Below are 23899 nucleotides of genomic sequence, written 5' to 3'. Positions count from 1 at the left end.
GCGATCAGATGAGCCAGGCCAGCGCTGAGTTTATCCCGACCCGTATTGCTATTCTCACCGTCTCCAGCCGACGTGGCGAAGAGGACGACACCTCCGGACACTGGCTGCGCGACGCGGCTGAGGAGGCGGGGCACGTCATCGTCGATAAGGCGATTGTGAAAGAGAACCGCTACGCCATTCGCGCCCAGGTGTCGGCGTGGATTGCCGGCGATGAGGTGCAGGTGGTGCTGATTACCGGCGGCACCGGTTTTACCGACGGCGACCAGGCGCCGGAAGCGCTGCTGCCGCTGTTTGACCGCGAAGTGGAAGGTTTCGGCGAGGTGTTCCGCATGCTCTCCTTCGAAGAGATCGGCACCTCGACCCTGCAGTCCCGCGCCGTTGCCGGGGTGGCGAACCGCACGCTGATTTTTGCGATGCCCGGCTCAACCAAAGCCTGTCGTACCGCATGGGACAATATTATTGCGCCGCAGCTCGATGCGCGCACGCGCCCGTGCAACTTTATCTCTCATCTTAAGAAGTAATTTATGACGCAGCTGACCCATATTAACGCCGCCGGCGAAGCGCACATGGTCGATGTCTCAGGGAAAGTGGAGACGGTTCGCGAAGCGCGCGCCGAGGCCTATGTTGAAATGCAGGCCACGACGCTGGCGATGATTATCGACGGTAGCCATCACAAAGGCGATGTCTTTGCCACCGCGCGCATTGCCGGGATCCAGGCGGCAAAACGTACCTGGGAGCTGATTCCGCTTTGCCATCCGCTGATGCTGAGCAAAGTCGAAGTCAATCTGCAGGCGCAGCCCGAGCATAACCGGGTGCGTATCGAATCCCTGTGCCGTCTGACCGGGAAAACCGGCGTTGAGATGGAAGCCCTGACAGCCGCTTCCGTCGCCGCGCTGACGATTTACGATATGTGCAAAGCGGTGCAGAAAGATATGGTGATAGGTCCGGTGCGCCTGCTGGCGAAAAGCGGCGGCAAGTCCGGTGATTTCAGAGTGGAAGATAGCCATGATTAAGGTTCTTTTTTTTGCCCAGGTGCGCGAACTGCTCGGCACCGACTCCCTGACGCTCGATCCGCAAGGCCTGACCACGGTTGAAGCCGTTCGCCAGCAGCTGATCGCCCGCGGCGACCGCTGGGCGCTGGCGCTGGAGGAGGGCAAGCTGCTGGCGGCGGTAAACCAGACGCTGACGACGTTTGATCACCCGCTGGCGGCCGGTGATGAAGTGGCGTTTTTCCCGCCGGTTACCGGGGGATAACATGATGCAGACGCGTATTATCGTCAGCCATGACCGCTTTAAGGTCGGCGACGAATACCCCTGGCTGGCCGAGCGCGATGAAGACGGCGCGGTAGTGACGTTTACCGGCAAGGTCCGCAACCACAACCTTGGCGACAGCGTCAAAGCGCTGACCCTCGAACACTATCCGGGGATGACGGAAAAGTCGCTGGCGGAGATTGTGGAACAGGCGCGCGAGCGCTGGCCGCTGGGCCGGGTGACGGTGATTCACCGTATCGGCGAGATGTGGCCCGGGGAGGAGATTGTCTTTGTCGGCGTCACCAGCGCCCACCGCGGTAGCGCGTTTGCGGCGGGGGAGTTTATTATGGATTACCTGAAGACCCGCGCGCCGTTCTGGAAGCGGGAGGCGACGCCGGAAGGCGAGCGCTGGGTCGATGCGCGAGATAGCGACCGTGAAGCGGCAGAACGCTGGTAGTGTGGTACGCTTAGAAGATAAATTTCGTTAATCAGGAGACAGTCATGGATAGATATCCTCGTTCCGGGGCGATCGTACAGGGTCGCAGCGGACTTCAAACTTATATGGCGCAGGTGTACGGCTGGATGACGGTCGGGCTGCTGCTCACGGCGTTTATCGCGTGGTTTGCGGCCAACACCCCTGCGGTGATGATGTTTGTCTTTTCCAGCAAAATAACCTTTTTCGGCCTGATCATCGCCCAGCTGGGGCTGGTATTCGTGCTCTCCGGCATGGTGCAGCGGCTGAGCGCGGGAATGGCGACTACCCTGTTTATGCTCTATTCGGCGCTAACCGGGCTCACCTTATCCAGTATATTCCTCGTCTATACCTACTCATCGATCGCCAGTACCTTCGTGGTGGCAGGCGGGATGTTTGGCGTGATGAGCCTTTACGGCTATACCACTAAACGCGACCTGAGCGGCTTCGGCAATATGCTGTTTATGGCGCTTATCGGTATCCTGCTGGCGTCGCTGGTTAACTTCTGGCTGAAGAGCGAAGCGCTGATGTGGGCGGTGACCTACATCGGGGTGATCGTCTTCGTCGGCCTGACCGCCTATGACACCCAGAAGCTGAAAAACATCGGCGAGCAGATTGACGTTCGCGATGCGTCGACGCTGCGCAAATACTCGATTCTTGGGGCGCTGACGCTGTATCTGGACTTTATCAACCTGTTCCTGATGCTGCTGCGCATTTTCGGCAACCGTCGTTAACTCGTTCCCGGATGGCGGCGCGATGCGCCTTATCCGGGCTACCAGACCGCAGAAAACGATGAACCTGTAGCCCCGGTCAGCATCCGCGACCGGGGCTTTTTTGACTACTCGCCCGCCAGCTTGCGCTGGTTTTTCTCCCGCAGATGCTTCGCCCGGCTCTCCAGAATCAGGTAGCCGATGGTCGCCAGCAGCAGCGGCAGGAAGTAGTACAGGGCGCGATAGGCAAGCAGGGCGGCAATAATCGCGCCGCGCGAAATCTCTTCCCCGGAAAGCATGGCGATAAATACCGCCTCAAGCACGCCAATGCCTGCCGGAATATGCACGATAACCCCCGCAATGCTGCTGACCAGCAGCACGCCGAGCACGAGAAAATAGTCCACCTGCGGGCCCAGCAGCAGCCAGATAATCGCCCCCATCGCCATCCAGTTCAGGCTGGAAACCGCCATCTGCAATAACGCGAAGCGCCAGGACGGCAGAACCAGCCGCTGGCCTTTTATCGTCAGATGGCGCTTTTTAGCAAAGGCGCAGGCCCACAGGTAAAACGCGGAAATCAGCAGTAAAACGACGCCCAGAATTTGCAGCGACGACTGGCTGATATACCAGCGCTCGGGCACCTTCACCATGCCGGAGCTAAAAATAATGCCGCCGAGCAGAATATAGCCCAGCCAGTTGGTGGTAATGCTCAGGGAGAAGATACGGGTAATGGTTGCGCCGCTCAGGCCGAGGCGCGAGTAGAGCCGATAGCGCATACCAATCCCACCCACCCAGGTGCTGAGCGTCAGGTTAAAGGCGTAGCAGATAAACGACACCAGCATCACCTGGCGTTTAGCCAGCTTGTGGCCGCAGTAAGCGCGCCCCAGCAGGTCGTAGCAGCCATAGATCAGGTAGCTGGCGATAACCAACCCGATGGCGCTGAGCAGCGCCGTACGGTTGTAATCGCGAATGACCTTCCACACGTCCTGCCAGTCGATTTTTTGCGCGTAGACCACCAGCAGAACGACGACGGCGATAAAAAAGAGCACCGTCAGGATTTTTTTCGCCATCCGCCAGCGAGGGTGAGATTTCGCCATCAGGATTTCACCTCCTGGTTTTCCGGGTCCACGCGGTCCTGGGTTTCTATTTCTGGCTGTACCGGGGGCTGAACCCGCGACAGCAGCGGCGTATGGGCCGGTAGCCATCCGACCCAGGCAGGGAAGTGGCGCAGGAAGTGGAACGCCAGCACGCTAATGCCGAGCCGCCACCAGGTTCGTTTCGACAAAATGCGCTTATCGACCTCGCGGCAGTCGTTAAGGATTAAGCCATTGAGATTATCGCGCAGCGTCTGGTTAAACTCGCGGTCGTGAATCACCAGGTTGGCTTCCAGATTCAGCGACAGGCTCAGGGGGTCGAGGTTGCTGGAGCCCACAGTGGCCCAGTGATCGTCCGCCAGCGCCACTTTGCCGTGTAGCGGACGGCGGCGATATTCGAAAATCTGCACGCCGCCTTTTACCAGATAGTGGTAGAGCAGGCGCGCGCCGAATTTGACAATCGGAATATCCGGCTCACCCTGAACGATGAGCTTAACGCGCACGCCGCGGCGGGCAGCGTTGCGCATAGCGTGCAGCAGCCGATAGCCGGGGAAAAAGTAGGCGTTAGCGATAATCACTTCCCGGCGGGCGCTGGTCAGCATCTTCAGATAGTGACGCTCAATATCATCGCGATGATCCTGATTATCCCGCCAGATAAACAGCGCCTGCGCTTCGCCGGGGTTGCGGTTGATTTCAGGCTTATGCCGACGCCGCTGCCACCAGCGTCGGGTCGCTTCGCTGGTGGGGAGGTTTTCGAGTTCAAATTGCAGAATATCGAGCACTACCGGCCCTTCGACCTGTACGGCGTAATCCTGTTTGGCCTCCGGACCGTAATCGGTCATGTGCTCGGCGGAGTAGTTAATGCCGCCGACAAAGGCGGTAACGTCGTCAATCACCACGATTTTGCGATGCATACGGCGAAATAAATTGGTGCGCATGCCGAGCAGGCGCGGGCGCGGATCGTAATAGCGAAAAATCACGCCAGCCGACGTCAGCTCGCCCACAAAGCTTTCGCTTAAATCCGGCGAGCCGTAGCCGTCCAGTAAGACCTCGACGCGCACGCCGCGCTGGGCCGCTTTTAACAGAACGGCATGGAGCTGTTTGCCGACGTCATCTTCAAACCAGATAAAAGACTCAAGGATCACCCGCTGCTGCGCGCGGCCGATGGCGGCAAACAGGGCCGGATAATAGTTATCGCCATTTTCTAATAGCCGAATGCGGTTTCCTTCCTGCCAGCTGCATTTCACAGATGTATCTCCACGCTAAGCGGTGCATGATCGGACAGATGACGCCACTGTTTTAACGCCAGCGCTCTGGGCTGGCTGGCGTGGGCGTTTTTTACGTAGATGCGGTCAAGTCGCAGCAGCGGAAAGCTGACCGGGAAAGTGCGCGCCGGGCGCCCTCTGGCGCGGGTAAAAATCTCCTCCAGCCCGGCCTGGGCTTTAAGCTGGCGGTTCGCCTGCTGCCGCCAGTCGTTAAAATCACCGGCTACCACCACCGGTTCGCCCGCGGGTAAACCGTTCACCCAGTCCGCCAGCATCGTCAGCTGGGCCTGGCGTTGATGAGCGCGCAGTCCCAGGTGCACGCAGAATAAATGGATAGCGATGCCGCTTTCCGGCGGGACGATGCGGCAGTAGAGCAGGCCGCGCTTTTCGCTGTTGCCGACCGAAACATCGAGATTTTGATAATGTTCGATGGGGAAGCGGGAGAGGACCGCGTTGCCGTGATGCCCTTCCGGGTAAACGGCGTTACGACCGTAGGCATAATCGCTCCACATGGTATCGGCCAGAAACTCATAGTGGGTGGTATCCGGCCAGTTTTCGATATGCAGCGGATGAATTTCGTGCGCCCCCATCACCTCCTGCAGGCAAACAATGTCGGCGCTGACGCTGCGCACCGCTTCGCGTAATTCGGGCAAAATAAAGCGGCGATTGAACGCAGTAAACCCTTTATGAGTGTTAATTGTCAGCACGTTTAACGAAAATCGCGGCATTTGTTTGTCCTTATTTCTCTGGGCAATGTCACTTTCCTGTAGGAAATAGTGTAGTAGAGGTCACAAAAAGATGCGGTGATACGGAATTTTCCGTAAAGTGCGGTACTCTGAGTAGCAGAGAAAAATCCTTCAGGAGAGAAGCCATGAAGTGGCAACAACGTGTACGCGTCGCAACGGGTCTTAGTTGCTGGCAGATTATGTTGCATCTACTGGTCGTGGCAGTACTGGTGATGGGTTGGATGAGCGGCGCGCTGGTGCGCGTCGGATTAGGTTTGTGCGTGCTGTACGGCGTCACGTTAGTGTCGATGCTGTTTTTGCAGCGCCATCACGATGAGCGCTGGCGCGACGTCGGTGATTTCCTTGAGGAACTCACCACCACCTGGTACTTCGGTACCGCGGTGATCGTGCTGTGGCTGCTGTCGCGCGTGCTGCACAATAACCTGCTGCTGGCCCTCGCCGGGCTGGCAATACTGGCCGGTCCGGCGGTGGTTTCACTGCTGGCAAAAGATAAAAACAGATACGCTAAATCGTTCGGGCTACAACAAGGCGGCAACGCAGCGAATCCCCAGAAGCATAGATAACTATGTGACTGGGGGGAGCAAGGCGAGCCAGCACAGTTGTGGCTTGAACGATGACGAGTATTACGCGATCTTTCTTCGGAACATCGCATACGCCGCCGAGCCGGTGGTGGCCGCTATGACCAGTAGCGGCCACAAACTTCCCCACACGATTTCCAGACTCGCATCCTTCAAATAGATCTGCTTGGTGATATCGGTGAAATGACGAATCGGGTTCACCCACGTCAGGTTTTGTAGCCATACCGGCATATTTTCCACCGGCGAAACGTAGCCGGAGAGTAAAATCGCCGGCATCATAAAGACGAATACGCCGATAAACGCCTGCTGCTGCGTGGAGCACAGCGACGAAATCAGCAGTCCGAATCCTACCAGCGACAGACCGTAAACGATCATCGTGAAGTAAAACAGCAGCAGTGAGCCAGCGAAGGGAATCTGATAGGCCCAGATACCGATCCCCAGCACGATGGTCGCCTGCAGGGTGGCGACAATCAGCGCCGGGACCGCTTTACCGATAAAGATCTGCCAGGTTGCCAGCGGCGAGACCAGCAGCTGGTCGAGCGTCCCCTGTTCGCGCTCGCGGGCAACGGAGAGCGAGGTGACGATCATTACGCCGATGGTGGTGATCATGGCGATCAGCGACGGCACCACGAACCATTTGTAATCGAGATTCGGGTTATACCAGTTGCGTACCACCAGCTCGCTATTGTTCGGTTTGGCTTTGCCTTCCAGCAGGTCCTGCTGATAGCTTTTGACGATCTGCTGGAGGTAGTTGGCGGCAATTTGCGCGCTGTTGGAGTTGCGCCCGTCCAGCAGCAGCTGGAGCGGGGCGGTCTGGTTGGTGTCGAGGTTGCGCGAAAAATCCGCCGGGAAACGCACGACCAATAGCGCTTTTTGTTCATCGATGGTCGGTCTTATTTCCTGAGGGCTTTTCAGTAACAGCACGTGGGTGAAGGCTTTGGCGCGGGCAAAGCGCTGGGTCAGCTCCACGGCGTGCTTGCCGTTGTCTTCGTTATAGATAGCGATGGTGGCGTTTGTTACCTCCAGCGTGGCGGCAAAGGGGAACAGCAGCACCTGAATGAGCACCGGCATAATCAAAATCGCCCGCGTCTGCGGTTCACGCAACAGCGACTGTAGCTCTTTGCGGATTAACGTCCATAAGCGATGAAACATCTTATATTCTCTCTTTGTGAGCCCCGGATTGCGCTGCGCTTATCCGGGCTACCCGTTTGCCAGCCCTTGTACCGGGGGGCACGCAGGCAAATTAATCCAGACGCCGTTTGGTTTTCAGCCACGTCAGGCCGATAAACATCACCGCCGAGGCGATTAAAAACATCACGTTCACCAGCAGCACCACCGGGATGTTGCCCGCCAGAAACAGGCTTTGCAGGGTGCTGACAAAATAGCGCGCCGGGATCACGTAGGTCACCGCGCGGATTATCGCCGGCATGCTGTCTATCTGAAAAATAAACCCGGACAGCATAATTGAAGGCAGGAATGCGGCATTCAGCGCCACCTGCGCGGCGTTAAACTGGTTGCGGGTAATGGTGGAAATCAGCAGCCCCATTCCCAGGGTGCTCAGCAAAAACAGGCTGGTGATAAAAAACAGAATCACCAGCGAACCGCGAAAGGGCACGCCGAGAATAAACACCGCCACCAGCATACACAGCAGCATCGCCAGCATGCCGAGGAAATAGTAGGGGATCAGCTTGCACAGCAGCAGCTCGGCGCGGGTAATCTCGGTCGACAGCAGCGCCTCCATGGTGCCGCGCTCCCACTCGCGGGCCACCACCAGCGAGGTCAGGATCGCGCCGACTACCGTCATAATGATGGTAATCGCGCCGGGGATAATAAAATGCTGGCTGATCGCGGCCGGGTTAAACCAGTAGCGCGTCTGCACGTCGATTAGCGGCTCGAAGGTTTCGCCGCGATCTTCCGCCCGCTGCTGCTGCCAGATTTGCCAGATGCCTTCGACGTAGCCCTGGGCGAAGTTAGCGGTATTCGGTTCGCTGCCGTCGGTGATGAGCTGGATCGGCGCATCGTCGCCGGGGCGGGCCATCTTCTGGTCGAAGTCCACCGGCAGGGTTACCAGGGCGCGAATGCGTCCCGCCTGCATCATCTGCACCAGTTCCTGGCGGTTATCGCTGATGGTGGCGTCGATATAAGGGGAGCCGGTCATGGTATGGACAAAATCCAGCGCCTCTTCGCTCTGCTGCTCCAGCAGCACGCCCACCCGCAGCTTGCTGGAGTCGAGGTTAATCCCGTAGCCAAAGATAAACAGCAGCAGCAGGGGGATGACCACCGCAATCAGCCAGCTGCTGGGGTCGCGGACAATCTGCCGCGTCTCTTTCACGCACAGGGCGCGTACGCGCCGCCACGATAGCAGTTTAGCGCTCACCGGCGTTCTCCTTATCCCAGTCGTGAATGAGGGTGATAAACGCCTGCTCCATCGTCGGGTCAGGCTGTTCATCATCCGCCGCCAGCGCCTTCAGATCGTCCGGCGTGCCGCTGGCGATCAGTTTGCCGCGATAGACCAGGCCGATACGATCGCAATACTCCGCTTCATCCATAAAGTGGGTGGTGACCATCACCGTCACGCCTTTATCCACCATGCTGTTGATATGCAGCCAGAATTCGCGGCGGGTGAGGGGGTCGACCCCGGAAGTGGGTTCATCAAGAAACAGGATATCCGGCTCGTGCATCAACGAGCAGGCCAGCGCCAGGCGCTGCTTATAGCCGAGCGGCAGATTGTCGGCGGCCTGCCGGGCGATGCTTTTCAGGCCAAACGCCTCGCTCATGCTGGCGATTTTGTCGTTCTGCGCCCGTCCGCGCAGGCCGTAGACGCCGGAGAAGAAGCGCAGGTTCTGCTCAACGGAAAGGTTGCCGTAGAGCGAGAACTTCTGCGCCATATAGCCCAGATGCTGACGCGCCTTGCCGGAGCTGACTTTCAGGTCCATGCCCAGCACCAGCGCTTTCCCGGAGGTGGGGACCAGCAGGCCGCACATCATCTTAAACGTCGTGGACTTTCCCGCGCCGTTAGGCCCGAGGAGGCCGAAAATCTCCCCGCGTTTGACCTGAAAATCAACGTGGTCGGTGGCGGCAAAATCGCCGAATTTCTTGGTCAGGGTCTGCGCTTCAATCACCGTGTCCTCATGGGAGCCTTCCACGGTGTGGATAATGTTGCCCAGCGGCGATTCGGCAGTACCGGCGCCGCCCAGCAGGTCGATAAAGGCATCCTCGAAGCGCGGCGCGGTTTCGGCGACCTCCAGCGGCGGCATATCGCCAGCCTTCTGTACATCGCTGATGCTGGCCTCTTTTTTAAGGATCAGGCGTACCGATTTACCCTGAATCACGCCATCGCTGACCTGCGGCAGCTTCAGCGTACGCTGGAGGAGGCGGCGGTTATTCTCCCGGGCGCTGGAAACCAAAAAGCTGCGTCCGGCCATGGTCTGCGTCAGCTCTTTTGGCGCCCCCTGGTAGAGCAGCTGGCCCTCGTTCATCAACAGAACGTCCCGGCACTGCTCGGCCTCATCAAGATAAGAGGTGCTCCAGAGGATCAGCATTCCGTCGCCCGCCAGTTCGTGCACCATCTGCCACAGTTCGCGGCGGGAGATAGGGTCGACGCCGACGCCGGGTTCGTCCAGCAGCAGGACTCTCGGTTCGCCGACGAGGGTGCAGGCCAGGCCAAGTTTCTGCTTCATGCCGCCGGAAAGCTTGCCCGCCAGCCGGCCGGTAAAGGGGCCGAGGGAGGTAAACTCCAGCAGCCTGGCGAAGGTTTTTTCCCGCGCCTCGCCGGTCACGCTGCGCAGATCGGCGTAGAGCGTCAGGTTTTCCATCACCGTCAGATCTTCATACAGGCCGAATTTCTGCGGCATATAGCCGAGCACCGCATGCAGGGCGCTATCGTCGGCAATCGGGTCGAAGCCGATCACTTTTGCGCTGCCTGCGTCGGGCTTCAGCAGCCCGGCGAGCATGCGCATCAGGGTGGTTTTTCCGGCGCCATCCGGGCCCACCAGACCGGTCACATAGCCGGAGTGAATGGTGCAGTCCAGCGGCGCGACGGCCGGGCGATCCATGCCGGCAAAGCGCCGGGTCAGGCCGCTCAGCGTAATCACGTCCTCGCTCATTGGCCGTTTCCGTGACTGAAGGTGACGGTGACCGGCATCCCCTGGCGCAGCGCGTCGTCGGCATCAGTGACCACAATACGCAGGCGATAAACCAGATCGGTGCGCAGGTCCGGCGTTTCCACGGTTTTCGGCGTGAATTCAGCGGTAGGGGAGACGAAGCCGATTTTGCCGCGGTAGGGTTTATCCGGGCGACTATCGGTGTAAAGCAGCACTTCGCGACCCGGCTGGGCCTGACCGAGGTTTTTTTCATCGATATAGGCGCGCACCCACACCGGATGGGTTAACGATAACGTCATCACCGTGCCGCCAGCGCTGAGCATGCTGCCCGGCTCGACGGCGCGGGTCATCAGCGTCCCGTCGGACGGTGAGGTCAGCGTGGTATCGTACAGATCCAACTTCGCCTGCGCCAGCGCGGCCTGCGCCTGTTCAAGGCTGGCTTTGGCCTGGGCGATTTCCTGCGGACGATTACCGGCGCGGTACTGGCGCAGCTTATCCTGCGCGGACTTCAGCGTCGCCTGGGCCTGATCGCGCGATGAGCGGGCGTTTTCCAGGTCGTTAGCGGAGATGGCGCTGCTTTTGCGCAGCCCCAGCTGGCGCTGGTAAAAATTCTGCGCATAGTCGTAAGCGGCCTGCGCCTGGTTGACCGCGGCGGCGGCCTGGGCGATCTCTTCCGAGCGATACCCCGCCATCATCAGGTCGTACTGCGCCTGGGCGGTGGAAACGTTGGCCTGAGCCTGCTGCAGGGCATTCTCGTAGGGCGCGCGGTCCAGCTCGCCCAGGGTCTGCCCGGCTTTAATCGCATCGCCCTCGTCGACGCTGAGCGACGCCAGCCGCCCGCCCACGCGGAAGCTGAGGTTGACGGTACGAATATCCACGTTGCCATACAGCGTGAGCGCTTTCTGCTGGCTGCTCTGGTACCACCACCAGCCTCCGCCAATGACAGCGGCCAGCAGGAGAAGCAGCACAACGACGATGAGCGGTTTTTTCATGACTCCAGACTCCTTTGCGATAATCCTTCCAGAACGAAATCAATATGGCAGGTGATAACCTCAATAATTTGCGCGGTTTTGTCCCGATCGAACTCAGCCCAGCCCGCGCGGCGCAGCACCGTTTCCCTACCAAGGCGAAAAGCGAGAACTTCGCCCAGCAGCGCGTGGGTGTGGAGGACCATTTCCGTGCTGTCAGGGTTAAGGCCGGTATAGGCGGCGATTAAGCGGGTCAGGTAGCAGTGTAGCGGAGCAATCACCTGATCGTGGATGAGCCGGTAGGCCGGCGTTGGTGACAGCTGCTCGCGGGAGATAAATTTGCTCAAATTGACGGTGTCGTCCTGGGTCAGCAGCAAAATCATATTCTGGCAGGCGCCCAGTATCAGGGTGCGCATGGCGGCTTTATCCGGAACAGGCTCAGCGCACAGCGCTTCCGCCGCCTGCGCGTGGGGGCGGAAATTGTGCTCGATAAAATCGGCAATCCACTGGGCGCAGGCGAGATAGAGATCGTCCTTGGAACCAAAATAGTAGGTAATGGCGGCGATATTCTGCCCGGCCTGGGCGGCAATATCGCGGGTTGTGGCGTGCAGGCCGTATTCGCCAAACTGTGCGATTGCGGCGGCGATAAGCTGGCTTTTCGCCTGCTCGCCCTTACTGGTCGTGGGATTGGTTGTCATCGCGCGAGAAAAGTTAATCAATCGATTGATTAACTCTAGGCGCAGGTTGGCGGTTTGTCCACCGTTTGCTGCTAGATATGAAATCCTTCGCGACTCAGCTCTTCGGCAACCCAGGCAAAGAAGATCTTCACTTTCTCTTTTTGTTCATTCGGGTGCGGTAAAACGAAGTGATGCGCGTTAACCGGCATGCTGACGTCGCGGGTAAAGACGGGTTCCAGGTGGCGTTGGCTCACGCTCTGCCCGGCCAGCAAATTACTCTCAAGAATAATCCCCATTCCCATCCGGGCAGCCTCAATACTCATATAGGAGCGGTCAAAATTAAAAATAAAGTTTTTATTCCAGCCGCGAACCTTATGCCACGACAGCCAGTTGCTCCAGCCGATCAGCGTGCTATCGGAATGAATAAGGTCGCAGGCCAGCAGGTCTTCAATGGACTGAACGTCGCGGCCGGCTAAATAAGTCGATGAGCTAAAGGGGAGCACGCGTTCATTTTTTATGGTCTTGACCACCAGGGTTGGCCACTGTGAGAGCCCGTGGCGAATATCGATATCAATATTATCGCGGGAGAACTGGATGCTTTCATAAGAGCAGGTCAGGCTAATTTTAAGCTCCGGCCAGGCCTGGCGAAATTTATTCAGACGGGGCATCAGCCACAATAATCCAAAGCTCGGCGCGGAATGAATCCGTAAATAATCCTGGTGGATATCATTAATCACCTGGTTAGTGGCCTGACCAATAATATTTAACGCCCCGGAAACCTCTTTAAGGTATTTTTCGCCAATTGTGGTTAATACCATCCCTTTACTGCTACGGGAAAATATTTTTTTTCCCAGATACTGTTCCAGGCTGGCTATCTGATGACTTACCGCGGAGGCCGTAATATTAAGATTCTCTGCCGCCAGGTTCAGGCTGCCGGTATCAGCCACTTCAATAAAGGCCTGAATATTACGTAAGGATGGCATCGGCAAGCTTTTATTCTGCAGCGGCTGGTTCATGATTTCCTCCGGCGGGGGGAATAACGCAAGGCGGTTTTTTTACTCAAAAAGAAGGACGTCCAGCCGTTATCCCAGAAAATGATGGTCAGCATAGCACAGCCGGAAAATAAGTGATGGCGCAATCCGTGATGAAGTTAACAGTTTTAAATGCAAAACTCTCGAAAAAAATAATTGACAGGAATTTGAGTGCAGTCACGAAGCAAATTTTTCTCACGCGCAATTGAGCTTTTTTGAATACTCTTTCTTTTTGGGATTGTTATATTGCAACTACAGGCCTGATAACAGGGCGCGATGCGGTAAGGGTCGCGACAAAAAACATAAAAAAATAAAGAGGATACCCTATGTCACGTATAGATACTGTTGTCTGTACTGACGCCAGAAAAACAAAATATCGTTTCGTGGTTTTGACGATGATTTTCCTGGTGTATGCCATAAATTACGCCGACAGAACGAATATCGGTGCGGTACTGCCGTTCATTATTGACGAGTTTCATATCAACAACTTTGAGGCCGGGGCCATCGCCAGCATGTTTTTCCTCGGCTATGCGGTAAGTCAGATCCCGGCCGGTTTTTTTATTGCCAGACGCGGTACCCGGGGACTGGTCTCGCTGTCTATTTTCGGCTTTTCCGCTTTTACCTGGCTGATGGGCACCGTGAGCTCGGTATTTGGCCTGAAGATGGTGCGACTGGGGCTGGGGCTTAGCGAAGGGCCGTGCCCGGTGGGGCTGGCTTCAACCATTAATAACTGGTTCCCGCCGAAAGAGAAGGCCACGGCAACGGGCGTCTACATCGCCGCCACCATGTTTGCGCCGATAATCGTACCGCCGCTGGCGGTGTGGATCGCGGTTACCTGGGGCTGGCGATGGGTCTTTTTCTCCTTTGCGATACCGGGGATTGTGGCGGCGGTCGCGTGGTACCTGTTGGTTAAGTCAACGCCCGCGGAAAGCGGATTTGTTTCGCAACGCGAACTGGAAGAGATTAATGCCGGGCGTGAAACCGATAAAAACGCCGTCCGCGAAAATATATTAATTGCCGACCGCTTCACCTGGCTGGATAAAATTATTCGGGTGAAAAAGATGGCGCCTATCGATACGGCGAAAGGATTATTTACCTCGAAAAATATTCTTGGTGACTGTCTGGCCTATTTTATGATGGTCAGCGTGCTGTACGGGTTATTAACGTGGATCCCGCTGTATTTAGTGAAAGAGCGCGGTTTTGACGTGATGAGTATGGGCTTCGTGGCGAGTATGCCGTGCATCGGCGGCTTTATTGGCGCGATTGGTGGAGGCTGGATCTCGGATAAAGTGTTAGGCCGCCGGCGTAAACCCACCATGATGTTCACCGCGATTTCAACCGTGGTCATGATGCTCATTATGCTGAACATTCCAGCAAGCACCTTGGCGGTATGTATTGGATTATTCTTTGTCGGTTTTTGTTTGAATATTGGCTGGCCGGCTTTTACCGCCTACGGAATGGCCGTTTCGGACAGTAAAACCTATCCGATTGCCTCTTCTATTATTAATAGCGGCGGCAACCTTGGCGGCTTTGTCGCCCCGATGGCCGCCGGTTTTTTACTTGATCAGACCGGCAGCTTTAATTCTGTATTTACCTATTTTGGTATCTGCGCCGCAATAGGTCTGGTGGTGATTCTTTTCCTCGATGAGCCACAATAACGGCAATATTTCTGTTAATTAATATGACGTCATGTCATGGAGTGAAAATATGTTATTAAAAGATAAAGTCGCCATTATTACTGGCGCGGCCTCCGCACGCGGTTTGGGTTTTGCCACCGCCAAACTATTTGCCGAGAACGGCGCCAGCGTGGTCATTATCGACCTCAATGGCGAAGCCAGCAAAGCCGCTGCGGCGGCTCTGGGCGAAGGACACCTTGGTCTGGCAGCGAACGTCGCCGATGAAGTTCAGGTGCAGGCGGCAATCGAACAGATTCTGGCGAAATATGGCCGAGTCGATGTGCTGGTGAATAACGCCGGCATTACCCAGCCGCTGAAGCTGATGGAAATTAAGCGCGCCAATTATGACGCGGTGCTGGACGTCAGCCTGCGCGGCACGCTGCTGATGTCGCAGGCGGTTATTCCGGCGATGCGGGCGCAAAAATCGGGCAGCATTGTCTGTATCTCATCGGTTTCCGCCCAGCGCGGCGGCGGTATCTTCGGCGGCCCGCACTACAGCGCGGCAAAAGCCGGTGTGCTCGGCCTGGCGCGGGCGATGGCGCGCGAGCTTGGCCCGGATAACGTCCGCGTAAACTGCATCACGCCGGGGCTGATTCAGACCGATATTACCGCCGGCAAGCTGACCGACGACATGACGGCCAATATCCTCGCCGGGATCCCGATGAACCGTCTGGGCGATGCGGTGGATATCGCGCGCGCCGCCCTGTTCCTCGGCAGCGATCTCTCTTCCTACTCGACCGGTATCACCCTGGACGTGAACGGCGGCATGTTAATCCACTAAGCGAGGCAATCAGATGAAGATGACAGAAACACAACAAGTTGCCGCGGCGGCGTGGCGTATCCGTCGCTATGCCCTGCAAATGGGCGAAGTCCAGGGGCAGGGCTATATCGGCCAGGCATTAGGCTATGCGGATGTGCTGGCCACCGCCTTCAGCCACGCGATGCGCTACCGTCCGGCAGATCCACAGTGGGAAGGGCGTGACCGTTTTCTGCTCTCTCACGGTCATTACGCCATCGCCTATTATGCGGCGCTGCTGGAATCGGGAATTATCCCGGAAGAGGAGCTGGAGACCTACGGTTCCGACGACAGCCGCCTGCCGATGTCGGGCATGGCGACCTATACGCCTGGAATGGAGATGTCCGGTGGCTCGCTGGGGCAGGGGCTCTCCATCGCCGTCGGGATGGCGCTCGGTCTGAAGAAGAAGGGCAGCGCATCCTGGGTTTTTAACTCTATGTCGGATGGGGAGCTGGACGAAGGTTCAACCTGGGAAGCGGCGATGTCGGCGGCCCACTACGGCCTGACTAATCTGATTAACCTCGTTGACGTGAACAAACAGCAGGCGGACGGCGATTCGCGCAAAATTCTCGGCTTTGAGCCGCTGCATGAAAAATGGGCCGCCTTCGGCTGGTACGTGCAGCGCGTGGACGGTAACGATCTGGCGGCGGTGGTGGCCGCCTTTGATAACGCGAAAAATCATGCGGGCAACCAGCCGCGGGTCATTTTATGCGACACGCTGATGGGCAAAGGGGTGCCGTTCCTTGAAACCCGCGATAAGAACCATTTTATCCGCGTCGATGCCGACGAATGGCAAAAAGCGATTGCGGTGCTGGACGCCAACAAACCGGAAGGAGTGCTGTAATGAGCCAGAGTAAACCACGCTTAAAAACGTCGGCGATGATCGCCTCCATTGCTGATGAAGGTCAGGCGACCGTTTCCGCGCCGTTTGGCGTCGCGCTCTCGAAGCTGGCGGCCCAGCGCCCGGAAATCGTCGGTATGACCGCGGACCTGTCAAAGTATACCGATCTACATATTTTCGCCCAGGCCTTTCCGGATCGCTTCTTCCAGATGGGAATGGCGGAGCAGCTGCTGATGGGGGCCGCCGGGGGAATGGCGAAGGAGGGATTTATTCCCTTCGCCACCACCTATGCCGCTTTTGCCACCCGTCGCGCCTATGATTTTATCCATCAGGTGATTGCCGAAAAGCATCTGAACGTGAAGATCTGCGCGGCGCTGCCGGGCCTGACCACCGGCTACGGGCCGAGCCATCAGGCAACGGAAGATCTGGCGATTATGCGCGGCATTCCCGGCATGGTCATCGTCGATCCCTGCGATGCGCTGGAGATAGAGCAGGCGGTACCGGCGATTGCCGACCACGACGGTCCGGTATATATGCGTCTATTGCGCGGTAAGGTGCCGCTGGTGCTCGATAAATATGATTATCAGTTTGAGCTGGGCAAGGCGAAGCTGCTGGAGGACGGTAACGATGTACTGATTATCTCTTCCGGGCTGATGACCATGCGCGCCCTCGAGGCGGTTGAAAAACTGCGGGCCGATAATATCAGCGCGGCGGTGCTGCATGTCCCCACCATCAAACCGCTTGATGAAAAAACGATCGTTGCGCAGGCTTCGAAGCCCGGCCGTCTGGTGGTGACCGCGGAAAACCACACGTCGGTCGGCGGGCTGGGGGAGGCGGTTGCCGCGCTGCTGATGCGTAAAGGCGTACGCTGCGAGCTGGATACCGTCGGTTTGCCTGACGAATTCCTGCTGGCCGGCGCGCTTCCGACGCTGCACGACCGCTACGGCATCTCCACCGCGAAGATGGTCGAAAAAATTAAGTATCGCCTGCGTTAATCGCCTTCGCCGCCGCGTTCTGCGGCGGCGTTTCTCTGCTTTTGTTCGCGGTTTCCCCGTCGAGGCATTAAACGGGCTATTTCGGGGACGCCTGGCGCGAAGCGCCATCGCCGCTTCTCATCGACAGGACGGGGAACAGTGGTTTGTTAGCCGGAGGATTCTTTTCGGCAGATTTTATGCGGTTCGTCACAAAATCTGCTAGACTGCGCAGCTTCATGGCATTGTGGTTTTTGCCATCTCTTTCGCAATAATCTCCCTGAAAACTACGCCTGTGACGGGCCGGGGCGGTTCGGAGTTGTTATGTCTTTTGATTCCCTTGGCCTGAATCCTGAAATCCTGCGCGCCGTCGCTGAGCAGGGCTACGTTGAGCCAACCCCAATTCAGCAGCAGGCTATCCCGGCAGTATTACAGGGTCGCGATCTGATGGCCAGCGCTCAGACCGGTACCGGCAAAACGGCGGGATTTACGCTGCCGCTGCTTCAGCATCTGATCCAAAAGGAGCCGCATGCTAAAGGGCGTCGCCCGGTGCGTGCGCTGATCCTGACCCCAACGCGCGAGCTGGCGGCGCAAATTGGCGAGAACGTCCGTGATTACAGCAAATACCTCAACGTTCGCTCGCTGGTGGTGTTCGGCGGCGTGAGCATTAATCCGCAGATGATGAAGCTGCGCAGCGGCGTCGATATCCTGGTGGCAACGCCGGGTCGTCTGCTGGATCTTGAACATCAGAACGCCGTGAGCCTCGACAAAGTCGAAGTGCTGGTGCTGGACGAAGCCGACCGTATGCTGGATATGGGCTTTATTCACGATATTCGCCGGGTGCTGGCGAAGCTGCCGGCCAGACGTCAGAACCTGCTGTTCTCCGCAACCTTCTCCGATGACATTAAATCGCTGGCGGAAAAGCTGCTGCATAACCCGCTGGAGATCGAAGTCGCCCGCCGCAACACCGCCTCTGAGCAGGTGAGCCAGCTGGTGCATTTTGTCGATAAAAAGCGCAAACGCGAGCTGCTGTCGCAGATGATCGGTGAAGGTAACTGGCAGCAGGTGCTGGTCTTTACCCGCACCAAGCACGGCGCAAACCATCTGGCGGAACAGCTCAATAAAGACGGCATCCGCAGCGCCGCTATTCACGGCAACAAGAGCCAGGGCGCGCGTACCCGCGCATTGGCTGACTTTAAATCCGGCGGCATTCGCGTACTGGTGGCCACCGATATCGCCGCGCGCGGTCTGGATATTGAAGAGCTGCCGCACGTGGTGAACTACGAGCTGCCAAACGTACCGGAAGACTATGTGCACCGTATCGGTCGTACCGGGCGCGCCGCGGCAACGGGTGAAGCGCTGTCGCTGGTTTGCGTTGATGAACATAAACTGCTGCATGATATCGAACGCTTGCTGAAAAAAGAGATCCCGCGTATTGCCCTGGCGGGCTACGAGCCGGATCCATCGATTAAAGCCGAGCCGATTCAGAACGGTCGTCAGCAGCAGCGCGGCGGCGGTCGCGGTGGCCAGAGTCAGGGCCGCGGTGGCCAGGGGCAAGGTCGCGGTCAGCAGTCCGCTCCGCGTCGTACCGATGGCGAAGCGTCGAAAGCGCGAACTCAGGACGGTAAGCCTCCTCGCCGTCGTCGCCCGCGTAAACCCGCCGCGGCGGAGTAACACTATCCCGTCACTCCTGTGGCGAGTGTCGCAATCGCGCGGCTAAGCCACTGATGGGTTGTCCGGGTAAGACTCCTTACCCGGACGCGCTTCGCTCAGCATAACCTCGAGCGTGATTCCAGTTTGCTCAGAAAGACGTTCCTTCCGACGGCTAAAAAATGGCACAATAGTGGCTGTTTATACAGTATTCAGGTTTTCTCATGGCTTTGACCGCAGCGCTGAAAGCGCAAATCGCCGCCTGGTATAAGGCGCTTCAGGAACAAATCCCTGACTTTATTCCCCGTCCTCCGCAGCGGCAGATGATTGCCGATGTGGCGAAGACGCTCGCCGGGGAAGAGGGGCGACATCTGGCGATAGAAGCCCCGACCGGCGTCGGCAAAACCTTGTCATACCTGATTCCCGGCATCGCCATTGCCCGTGAAGAACAAAAAACGCTGGTGGTCAGTACCGCCAACGTTGCTCTGCAGGACCAAATCTACAGTAAAGACCTGCCGCTGCTGCGCAAAATCATTCCCGACCTGCGATTTACCGCCGCCTTTGGCCGCGGGCGCTACGTCTGCCCGCGTAACCTGGCCGCGCTTGCCAGCACCGAGCCAACGCAGCAGGATTTACTGGCCTTTCTTGATGACGAACTCACGCCTAACAACCAGGCGGAACAGAAGCTGTGCGCGACGCTGAAAGCGGACCTTGATAGCTACAAATGGGACGGCCTGCGCGATCATACCGATAAAAATGTGGATGATTCATTATGGAGCCGCCTGAGCACCGATAAAGCCAGCTGCCTGAACCGCAACTGCCACTATTATCGCGAATGTCCGTTTTTTGTCGCCCGCCGGGAAATCCAGGAAGCAGAAGTGGTGGTGGCGAACCATGCGCTGGTGATGGCGGCGATGGAAAGCGAAGCGGTGCTGCCGGAACCGAAGCATCTGCTGCTGGTGCTGGATGAAGGCCACCATCTTCCGGAGGTGGCCCGCGATGCGCTGGAAATGAGCGCGGAAATCACCGCCCCCTGGTACCGCCTGCAGCTGGATCTTTTTACGAAGCTGGTCGCGACCTGCATGGAGCAGTTTCGCCCTAAAACCACGCCGCCGCTGGCGAATCCCGAGCGTCTGAATGGGCATTGCGAGGAGCTCTATGAGCTTATCTCCTCCCTGAATAATATCCTCAATCTGTACATGCCGGCCGGGCAGGAGGCGGAGCACCGCTTCCCGATGGGGGAGCTGCCGCAGGAAGTGATGGAGATTTGCCAGCGGCTGGCGAAGCTCACCGAAACGCTGCGCGGTCTGGCGGAGCTGTTCCTTAACGATCTGGGCGAAAAAACCGGCAGTCACGACGTGGTGCGTTTGCACCGGGTTCTGCTGCAGATGAACCGAGCGCTGGGGATGTTTGAAAGCCAAAGTAAACTGTGGCGGCTGGCATCGCTGGCGCAGTCCTCCGGCGCGCCGGTGACCAAATGGGTCACCCGCGACCTGCGGGATGGCCAGATGCATATCTGGTTCCACTGCGTGGGGATCCGCGTCAGCGATCAGCTGGAGAGGCTGCTGTGGCGCAGCGTCCCGCATATCGTCGTTACCTCTGCGACGCTACGCTCGCTTAATAGCTTTTCGCGTCTGCAGGAGATGAGCGGGCTGAAAGAGAAAGCGGGAGACCGCTTTGTGGCGCTGGATTCGCCCTTTAATCACGTCGAACAGGGTAAAATCGTCATTCCGCAGATGCATTATGAACCTCTTATCGATAACGAAGAGCAGCATATTGCCGAGATGGCCGCCTATTTCCGGGAACAGGTTGAGAGCAAAAAGCATCTCGGCATGCTGGTACTCTTCGCCAGCGGAAGAGCGATGCAGCGGTTTCTCGAACAGGTTACCGATCTGCGCCTGCTGCTGCTGGTTCAGGGGGATAAGCCTCGCTACCGGCTGGTCGAGCTGCATCGTAAACGCGTTGAAGGCGGCGAGCGCAGCGTACTGGTTGGGCTGCAATCCTTCGCGGAAGGCCTGGATTTAAAAGGCGAACTGTTAAGCCAGGTGCATATCCACAAGATCGCTTTCCCGCCGATTGACAGCCCGGTGGTGATCACCGAAGGCGAATGGCTCAAAAGCCTCAACCGCTATCCGTTCGAAGTTCAGAGCCTGCCCAGCGCGTCATTCAACCTGATTCAACAGGTTGGCCGCCTGATCCGTAGCCATAGCTGCTGGGGAGAGGTGGTAATTTATGATAAACGCCTGTTGACCAAAAACTACGGTAAGCGTTTATTGAATGCATTACCCATATTTCCGATAGAGCAGCCAGCCGTCCCTGAGGTTATAGTAAAAACTAAAACAAAACAGACGCGTCGCAAACGGCGTTAGCGGTGCAATGTCGACGCGGTGAGACGCTCAGAGGAGCCTGCAATGGACTACAGCAAGATCGTTAAAGAAGTCGGGCGCGGAAAAAACCACGCTCGCGACCTGGACGTGGAAACGGCCCGCGCGCTCTACTCGCGGATGCTTAACGGCGAGGTGCCTGACCTTGAGCTCGGCGGCATTCTTATTGCCCTGCGCATCAAGGGCGAAGGTGAAGCGGAGATGAAGGGCTTCTATGAAGCGATGCAGGAGCACACCATTAAGCTGACGCCGCCGGTCGGCAAGCCGATGCCGATTGTGATCCCCAGCTATAACGGCGCGCGTAAACAGGCTAACCTGACGCCGCTGCTGGCCGTCCTGCTGCATAAGCTCGGCTTCCCGGTTATCGTTCACGGCGTGAGCCACGATCCCACCCGCGTGCTGACGGAAACCATTTTTGACCTGATGGGGATCCCGGCAACGCTTCACGCGGGCCAGGCACAGGCGCGGTTAGATAGTCACCAGCCGGTTTACGTTCCGGTCGGCGTATTTTGTCCGCCGCTGGAAAAACAGCTGGCGATGCGCTGGCGCATGGGCGTGCGTAACAGCGCACACACCCTGGCCAAGCTGGCGACGCCGTTTGCCGAAGATGCGGCGCTGCGCCTGTCGAGCGTTTCTCACCCTGAGTACGTCGGTCGGGTCGCGAAATTTTTTGCCGGGATCGGCGGCCGGGCGCTGCTGATGCACGGTACCGAAGGCGAGGTTTACGCTAACCCGCAGCGCTGCCCGCAGATTAGCCTGATTGATGAGACCGGTACGCGGGTGGTTAACGAGCGTCAGGATGGCGCCGCTGCGCAGGCAGTCGCCCTGCCGGAGTCAAAAGATCCCGAAGTGACCGCGCGCTGGATCGAGCGCTGTATGGTCGGGAGCGAACCGCTGCCGTCATCGTTGAAAATTCAGCTGGCCTGCTGTCTTTTGGCCACCGGCGTGGTCTTGTCTCTGGAGCAGGGGCTGGCGAAGGTGGCTGAGAGCTGGTAACCCTATCGCCGGATCGCAGGCAAAAAAAAGCCCGTCCAGTGGCATGGACGGGCAAGGCAAGGGTATTAAAGGATCTTACAGGGTTAAAACAGTGGCATTACAGGGTGTTGCTGTTGCTACAGGGATAACTGACGATTATTTATAGATAACCGCAGTACCGCTCAGTTTGTTGTTGCTGTTAGCGGAGGTAATGCTATAGCCGGTTGCACCAGCGGCCTCGGCTTTTTCAGCCAGTTTAGCTTCCAGTCCATCCAGCGTCGTCGCGCCTTCAGCGGAAACCACACCAATTTTGTTCATGCTCTCTGCCTGAGCCGATGTCACCGGCTGAGCGGCGAACGCGCCGAAAGACAGAGCGGAAAGGGCGATAGCGGCGGCAGCATATTTGATGTTTTTCATAGTTAATCTCTCGCAGGTTGTTCTGTATAGGGGACGATGTTCCGTCGATGTGATAAGTATCACGGTTTTTAGTGGGAGATAAAATCGAAGGAAATTAACAGTCTTCATCTAATTTTTTGAACGACTATTAATTTATTGAATATTAATAAATTATTTTAGCCGGCGGCGGCGAAACAGGTCGGGGCGGCGAACGGGGGGCTGGAAGGGCACATTTTGCCACGCCGTTTGCCAAAAAACGTGCGCGAAAAGATAACGCGATGTGCGTAATGAACGGTAAATATTGGTCAGCGAAGCTGGCTATCCTTGGAGCCTCTGCGATTATATCCTGAAAATGTATTGTTATGTAAATCTTTCTCCTGTTGGCATTTTACGCAGTATTTCACCCCCGCCACCGCCCGTCGGCGCGCCTCAGGAATCGGCTCCCCGCATTCTTCACAAAATTTGTTGCTTTCCCCCGATGACAGTTCGTTTCGCGCCCGAGCTATCGCGTCGTTGATGGTGCTGTCGATCTGTTCCTGCACCGCGTCATCATTCGCCCAGCCTGATGCCATAGTTCACCTCGCTATCTCGCCTCTCTTTAGTATAGAGAATATGGGGATAAAAAATGACCAGACAAGGCTCAGATCTCTGACCATTCGCGCAGCAGGTTATGGTACAGATTAAGCAGAGACAGGACTTCGTCACTTTCGCCGTGGCGGCTTTTTAATTTCTGAATATTGCCATCCAGTTCAAACAGCATACTGCGGCGTTTATCGTCGCGGATCATTGACTGAACCCACAAGAACGAGGAGACGCGAACGCCTGAGGTCACCGGAGTGACGCAGTGCAGGCTGCTTGAAGGATAGAGCACCAGGTCCCCGGCAGGGAGCTTAACCGAATGCTGTCCGTAGGTATCGTTCACGACCAGCTCACCGCCTTCGTAGCTCTCCGGGGGGCTTAAAAAGAGCGTGGCGGAAAGATCGGTGCGCATCCAGCCTCCCTGCGCCTGGCTGCGTACCGCGCCGTCGACGTGGAAACCATAAGTTTCGCTCTGCTGATAACGATTAAACAGCGGGCTGGAAATCGCTTTCGGCAGTGCGGCGGCAAAAAACAGCGAGCTGCGATTCAGCGCCGCCAGTACGTTGCCCTGAAGTTCGCCGTAAAGATTGCTGTGGGTATCAACCTGCTGGTTATTTTTGACCTGGGCGCCCAGATCGCCGGTCGTCACGCGCCCGTCGACCCATTCCGCCTGCTGCAGCTGAGCGATAAAATCGTCCACTTCCTGAGAGCTGAGAACGGCGGGAATATGATACATCAT

The 23899-nt window shown here is 57.3% G+C and carries 25 protein-coding genes; 13 read left to right on the top strand and 12 right to left on the bottom strand.

Annotated features, from left to right (window positions below; translation table 11 throughout):
• The first annotated feature begins 8 nt into the window (after positions 1-8).
• The 5 genes from moaB to ACESQ2_RS23625 are packed head-to-tail and all read left to right on the top strand — an operon-like array spanning position 9 to position 2457.
• Positions 9-521, top strand: coding sequence for a molybdenum cofactor biosynthesis protein B (moaB, locus tag ACESQ2_RS23645; RefSeq protein WP_009653795.1), 513 nt, complete (start codon positions 9-11; stop codon positions 519-521).
• A 3-nt stretch (positions 522-524) separates the two neighbouring features.
• On the top strand, positions 525-1013 hold the full coding sequence (gene moaC / locus ACESQ2_RS23640; RefSeq protein WP_345911855.1) for a cyclic pyranopterin monophosphate synthase MoaC: 489 nt from the start codon (positions 525-527) through the stop codon (positions 1011-1013).
• On the top strand, positions 1006-1254 hold the full coding sequence (moaD, locus tag ACESQ2_RS23635) for a molybdopterin synthase sulfur carrier subunit (protein ID WP_004849056.1): 249 nt from the start codon (positions 1006-1008) through the stop codon (positions 1252-1254). The genes moaC and moaD overlap by 8 nt, the downstream gene beginning before the upstream one ends.
• A gap of 1 nt (position 1255) precedes the next feature.
• The gene (gene moaE, locus ACESQ2_RS23630) at positions 1256-1708 is read left to right on the top strand and encodes a molybdopterin synthase catalytic subunit MoaE (RefSeq protein ID WP_224260080.1); all 453 of its coding nucleotides are present in this window, start codon (positions 1256-1258) and stop codon (positions 1706-1708) included.
• A 44-nt stretch (positions 1709-1752) separates the two neighbouring features.
• The gene (locus ACESQ2_RS23625) at positions 1753-2457 is read left to right on the top strand and encodes a Bax inhibitor-1/YccA family protein (protein WP_004849060.1); all 705 of its coding nucleotides are present in this window, start codon (positions 1753-1755) and stop codon (positions 2455-2457) included.
• Between the two features lie 104 nt (positions 2458-2561).
• Here the strand turns inward: ACESQ2_RS23625 and ACESQ2_RS23620 are convergent, their stop codons facing one another.
• Genes ACESQ2_RS23620 through ACESQ2_RS23610 form a run of 3 tightly spaced genes read right to left on the bottom strand, consistent with a single transcriptional unit; the run spans position 2562 to position 5517 of the window.
• On the bottom strand, positions 2562-3527 hold the full coding sequence (locus tag ACESQ2_RS23620) for a YbhN family protein (protein ID WP_025108110.1): 966 nt from the start codon (positions 3525-3527) through the stop codon (positions 2562-2564).
• On the bottom strand, positions 3527-4771 hold the full coding sequence (gene clsB, locus ACESQ2_RS23615) for a cardiolipin synthase ClsB (protein ID WP_014837867.1): 1245 nt from the start codon (positions 4769-4771) through the stop codon (positions 3527-3529). Before clsB ends, ACESQ2_RS23620 begins: the two co-directional genes overlap by 1 nt.
• Positions 4768-5517: an endonuclease/exonuclease/phosphatase family protein gene (locus tag ACESQ2_RS23610; protein WP_014228498.1), complete on the bottom strand. Its 750-nt coding sequence runs from the start codon at positions 5515-5517 to the stop codon at positions 4768-4770. The genes clsB and ACESQ2_RS23610 overlap by 4 nt, the downstream gene beginning before the upstream one ends.
• A gap of 143 nt (positions 5518-5660) precedes the next feature.
• Between ACESQ2_RS23610 and ACESQ2_RS23605 the strand changes: the two genes are divergently transcribed.
• Entirely contained in the window at positions 5661-6098 is a 438-nt protein-coding gene (locus tag ACESQ2_RS23605) for a YbhQ family protein (RefSeq protein WP_004130686.1), read from the top strand.
• A gap of 60 nt (positions 6099-6158) precedes the next feature.
• Here ACESQ2_RS23605 and ACESQ2_RS23600 read toward each other — a convergent pair whose 3' ends face one another.
• The 6 genes from ACESQ2_RS23600 to ACESQ2_RS23575 form a co-directional block, all read right to left on the bottom strand.
• The gene (locus ACESQ2_RS23600) at positions 6159-7265 is read right to left on the bottom strand and encodes an ABC transporter permease (RefSeq protein ID WP_004849064.1); all 1107 of its coding nucleotides are present in this window, start codon (positions 7263-7265) and stop codon (positions 6159-6161) included.
• Positions 7266-7356: 91 nt separating this feature from the next.
• Positions 7357-8490 (bottom strand): ABC transporter permease, encoded by a 1134-nt coding sequence (locus ACESQ2_RS23595; protein WP_038424238.1) that lies wholly within the window; start codon positions 8488-8490, stop codon positions 7357-7359.
• Positions 8480-10219 carry an ATP-binding cassette domain-containing protein gene (locus ACESQ2_RS23590; protein ID WP_046876460.1) on the bottom strand — a complete coding sequence of 580 codons (1740 nt, stop codon included), beginning with the start codon at positions 10217-10219 and terminating at the stop codon, positions 8480-8482. Before ACESQ2_RS23590 ends, ACESQ2_RS23595 begins: the two co-directional genes overlap by 11 nt.
• Positions 10216-11208, bottom strand: a complete 993-nt coding sequence (gene hlyD, locus ACESQ2_RS23585) for a secretion protein HlyD (RefSeq protein WP_373171414.1) — start codon at positions 11206-11208, stop codon at positions 10216-10218. The genes ACESQ2_RS23590 and hlyD overlap by 4 nt, the downstream gene beginning before the upstream one ends.
• Entirely contained in the window at positions 11205-11882 is a 678-nt protein-coding gene (gene cecR / locus ACESQ2_RS23580; RefSeq protein ID WP_373171412.1) for a transcriptional regulator CecR, read from the bottom strand. Before cecR ends, hlyD begins: the two co-directional genes overlap by 4 nt.
• 71 nt (positions 11883-11953) lie before the next feature.
• Positions 11954-12877: a LysR substrate-binding domain-containing protein gene (locus ACESQ2_RS23575; RefSeq protein ID WP_014837871.1), complete on the bottom strand. Its 924-nt coding sequence runs from the start codon at positions 12875-12877 to the stop codon at positions 11954-11956.
• Positions 12878-13218: 341 nt separating this feature from the next.
• On the opposite strand from ACESQ2_RS23575, the gene ACESQ2_RS23570 reads away from it, so the two are divergent.
• From ACESQ2_RS23570 to ybiB, 7 genes are all read left to right on the top strand, one after another.
• Positions 13219-14550 carry an MFS transporter gene (locus tag ACESQ2_RS23570; protein WP_032748828.1) on the top strand — a complete coding sequence of 444 codons (1332 nt, stop codon included), beginning with the start codon at positions 13219-13221 and terminating at the stop codon, positions 14548-14550.
• Positions 14551-14599: 49 nt separating this feature from the next.
• A complete protein-coding gene (locus ACESQ2_RS23565) occupies positions 14600-15349 on the top strand; it encodes an SDR family NAD(P)-dependent oxidoreductase (protein ID WP_014228506.1) in 750 nt (249 codons plus the stop codon).
• Positions 15350-15362: 13 nt separating this feature from the next.
• Positions 15363-16208, top strand: coding sequence for a transketolase (locus ACESQ2_RS23560; protein WP_064358399.1), 846 nt, complete (start codon positions 15363-15365; stop codon positions 16206-16208).
• Positions 16208-17200, top strand: a complete 993-nt coding sequence (locus tag ACESQ2_RS23555; protein ID WP_373171410.1) for a transketolase family protein — start codon at positions 16208-16210, stop codon at positions 17198-17200. The genes ACESQ2_RS23560 and ACESQ2_RS23555 overlap by 1 nt, the downstream gene beginning before the upstream one ends.
• Positions 17201-17500: 300 nt before the next feature.
• Positions 17501-18850 (top strand): ATP-dependent RNA helicase RhlE, encoded by a 1350-nt coding sequence (gene rhlE / locus ACESQ2_RS23550; protein WP_032694521.1) that lies wholly within the window; start codon positions 17501-17503, stop codon positions 18848-18850.
• A 200-nt stretch (positions 18851-19050) separates the two neighbouring features.
• Entirely contained in the window at positions 19051-21195 is a 2145-nt protein-coding gene (dinG, locus tag ACESQ2_RS23545; protein ID WP_014228509.1) for an ATP-dependent DNA helicase DinG, read from the top strand.
• A 42-nt stretch (positions 21196-21237) separates the two neighbouring features.
• Positions 21238-22206: a DNA-binding protein YbiB gene (ybiB, locus tag ACESQ2_RS23540; RefSeq protein ID WP_014228510.1), complete on the top strand. Its 969-nt coding sequence runs from the start codon at positions 21238-21240 to the stop codon at positions 22204-22206.
• Between the two features lie 135 nt (positions 22207-22341).
• Here the strand turns inward: ybiB and ybiJ are convergent, their stop codons facing one another.
• From ybiJ to ybiX, 3 genes are all read right to left on the bottom strand, one after another.
• Positions 22342-22602: a DUF1471 family protein YbiJ gene (ybiJ, locus tag ACESQ2_RS23535; RefSeq protein WP_004130722.1), complete on the bottom strand. Its 261-nt coding sequence runs from the start codon at positions 22600-22602 to the stop codon at positions 22342-22344.
• Positions 22603-22886: 284 nt separating this feature from the next.
• Positions 22887-23153 carry a DksA/TraR family C4-type zinc finger protein gene (locus ACESQ2_RS23530; RefSeq protein WP_004130731.1) on the bottom strand — a complete coding sequence of 89 codons (267 nt, stop codon included), beginning with the start codon at positions 23151-23153 and terminating at the stop codon, positions 22887-22889.
• Between the two features lie 68 nt (positions 23154-23221).
• Positions 23222-23899 carry a PKHD-type hydroxylase YbiX gene (gene ybiX / locus ACESQ2_RS23525; protein ID WP_014228511.1) on the bottom strand — a complete coding sequence of 226 codons (678 nt, stop codon included), beginning with the start codon at positions 23897-23899 and terminating at the stop codon, positions 23222-23224.

This window comes from Klebsiella sp. Q11, from assembly GCF_964241505.1.
GTDB lineage: Bacteria > Pseudomonadota > Gammaproteobacteria > Enterobacterales > Enterobacteriaceae > Klebsiella > Klebsiella michiganensis.
Note: the sequence above shows the minus strand (reverse complement) of the source record. Positions and strands in the feature narration are given on the sequence as shown.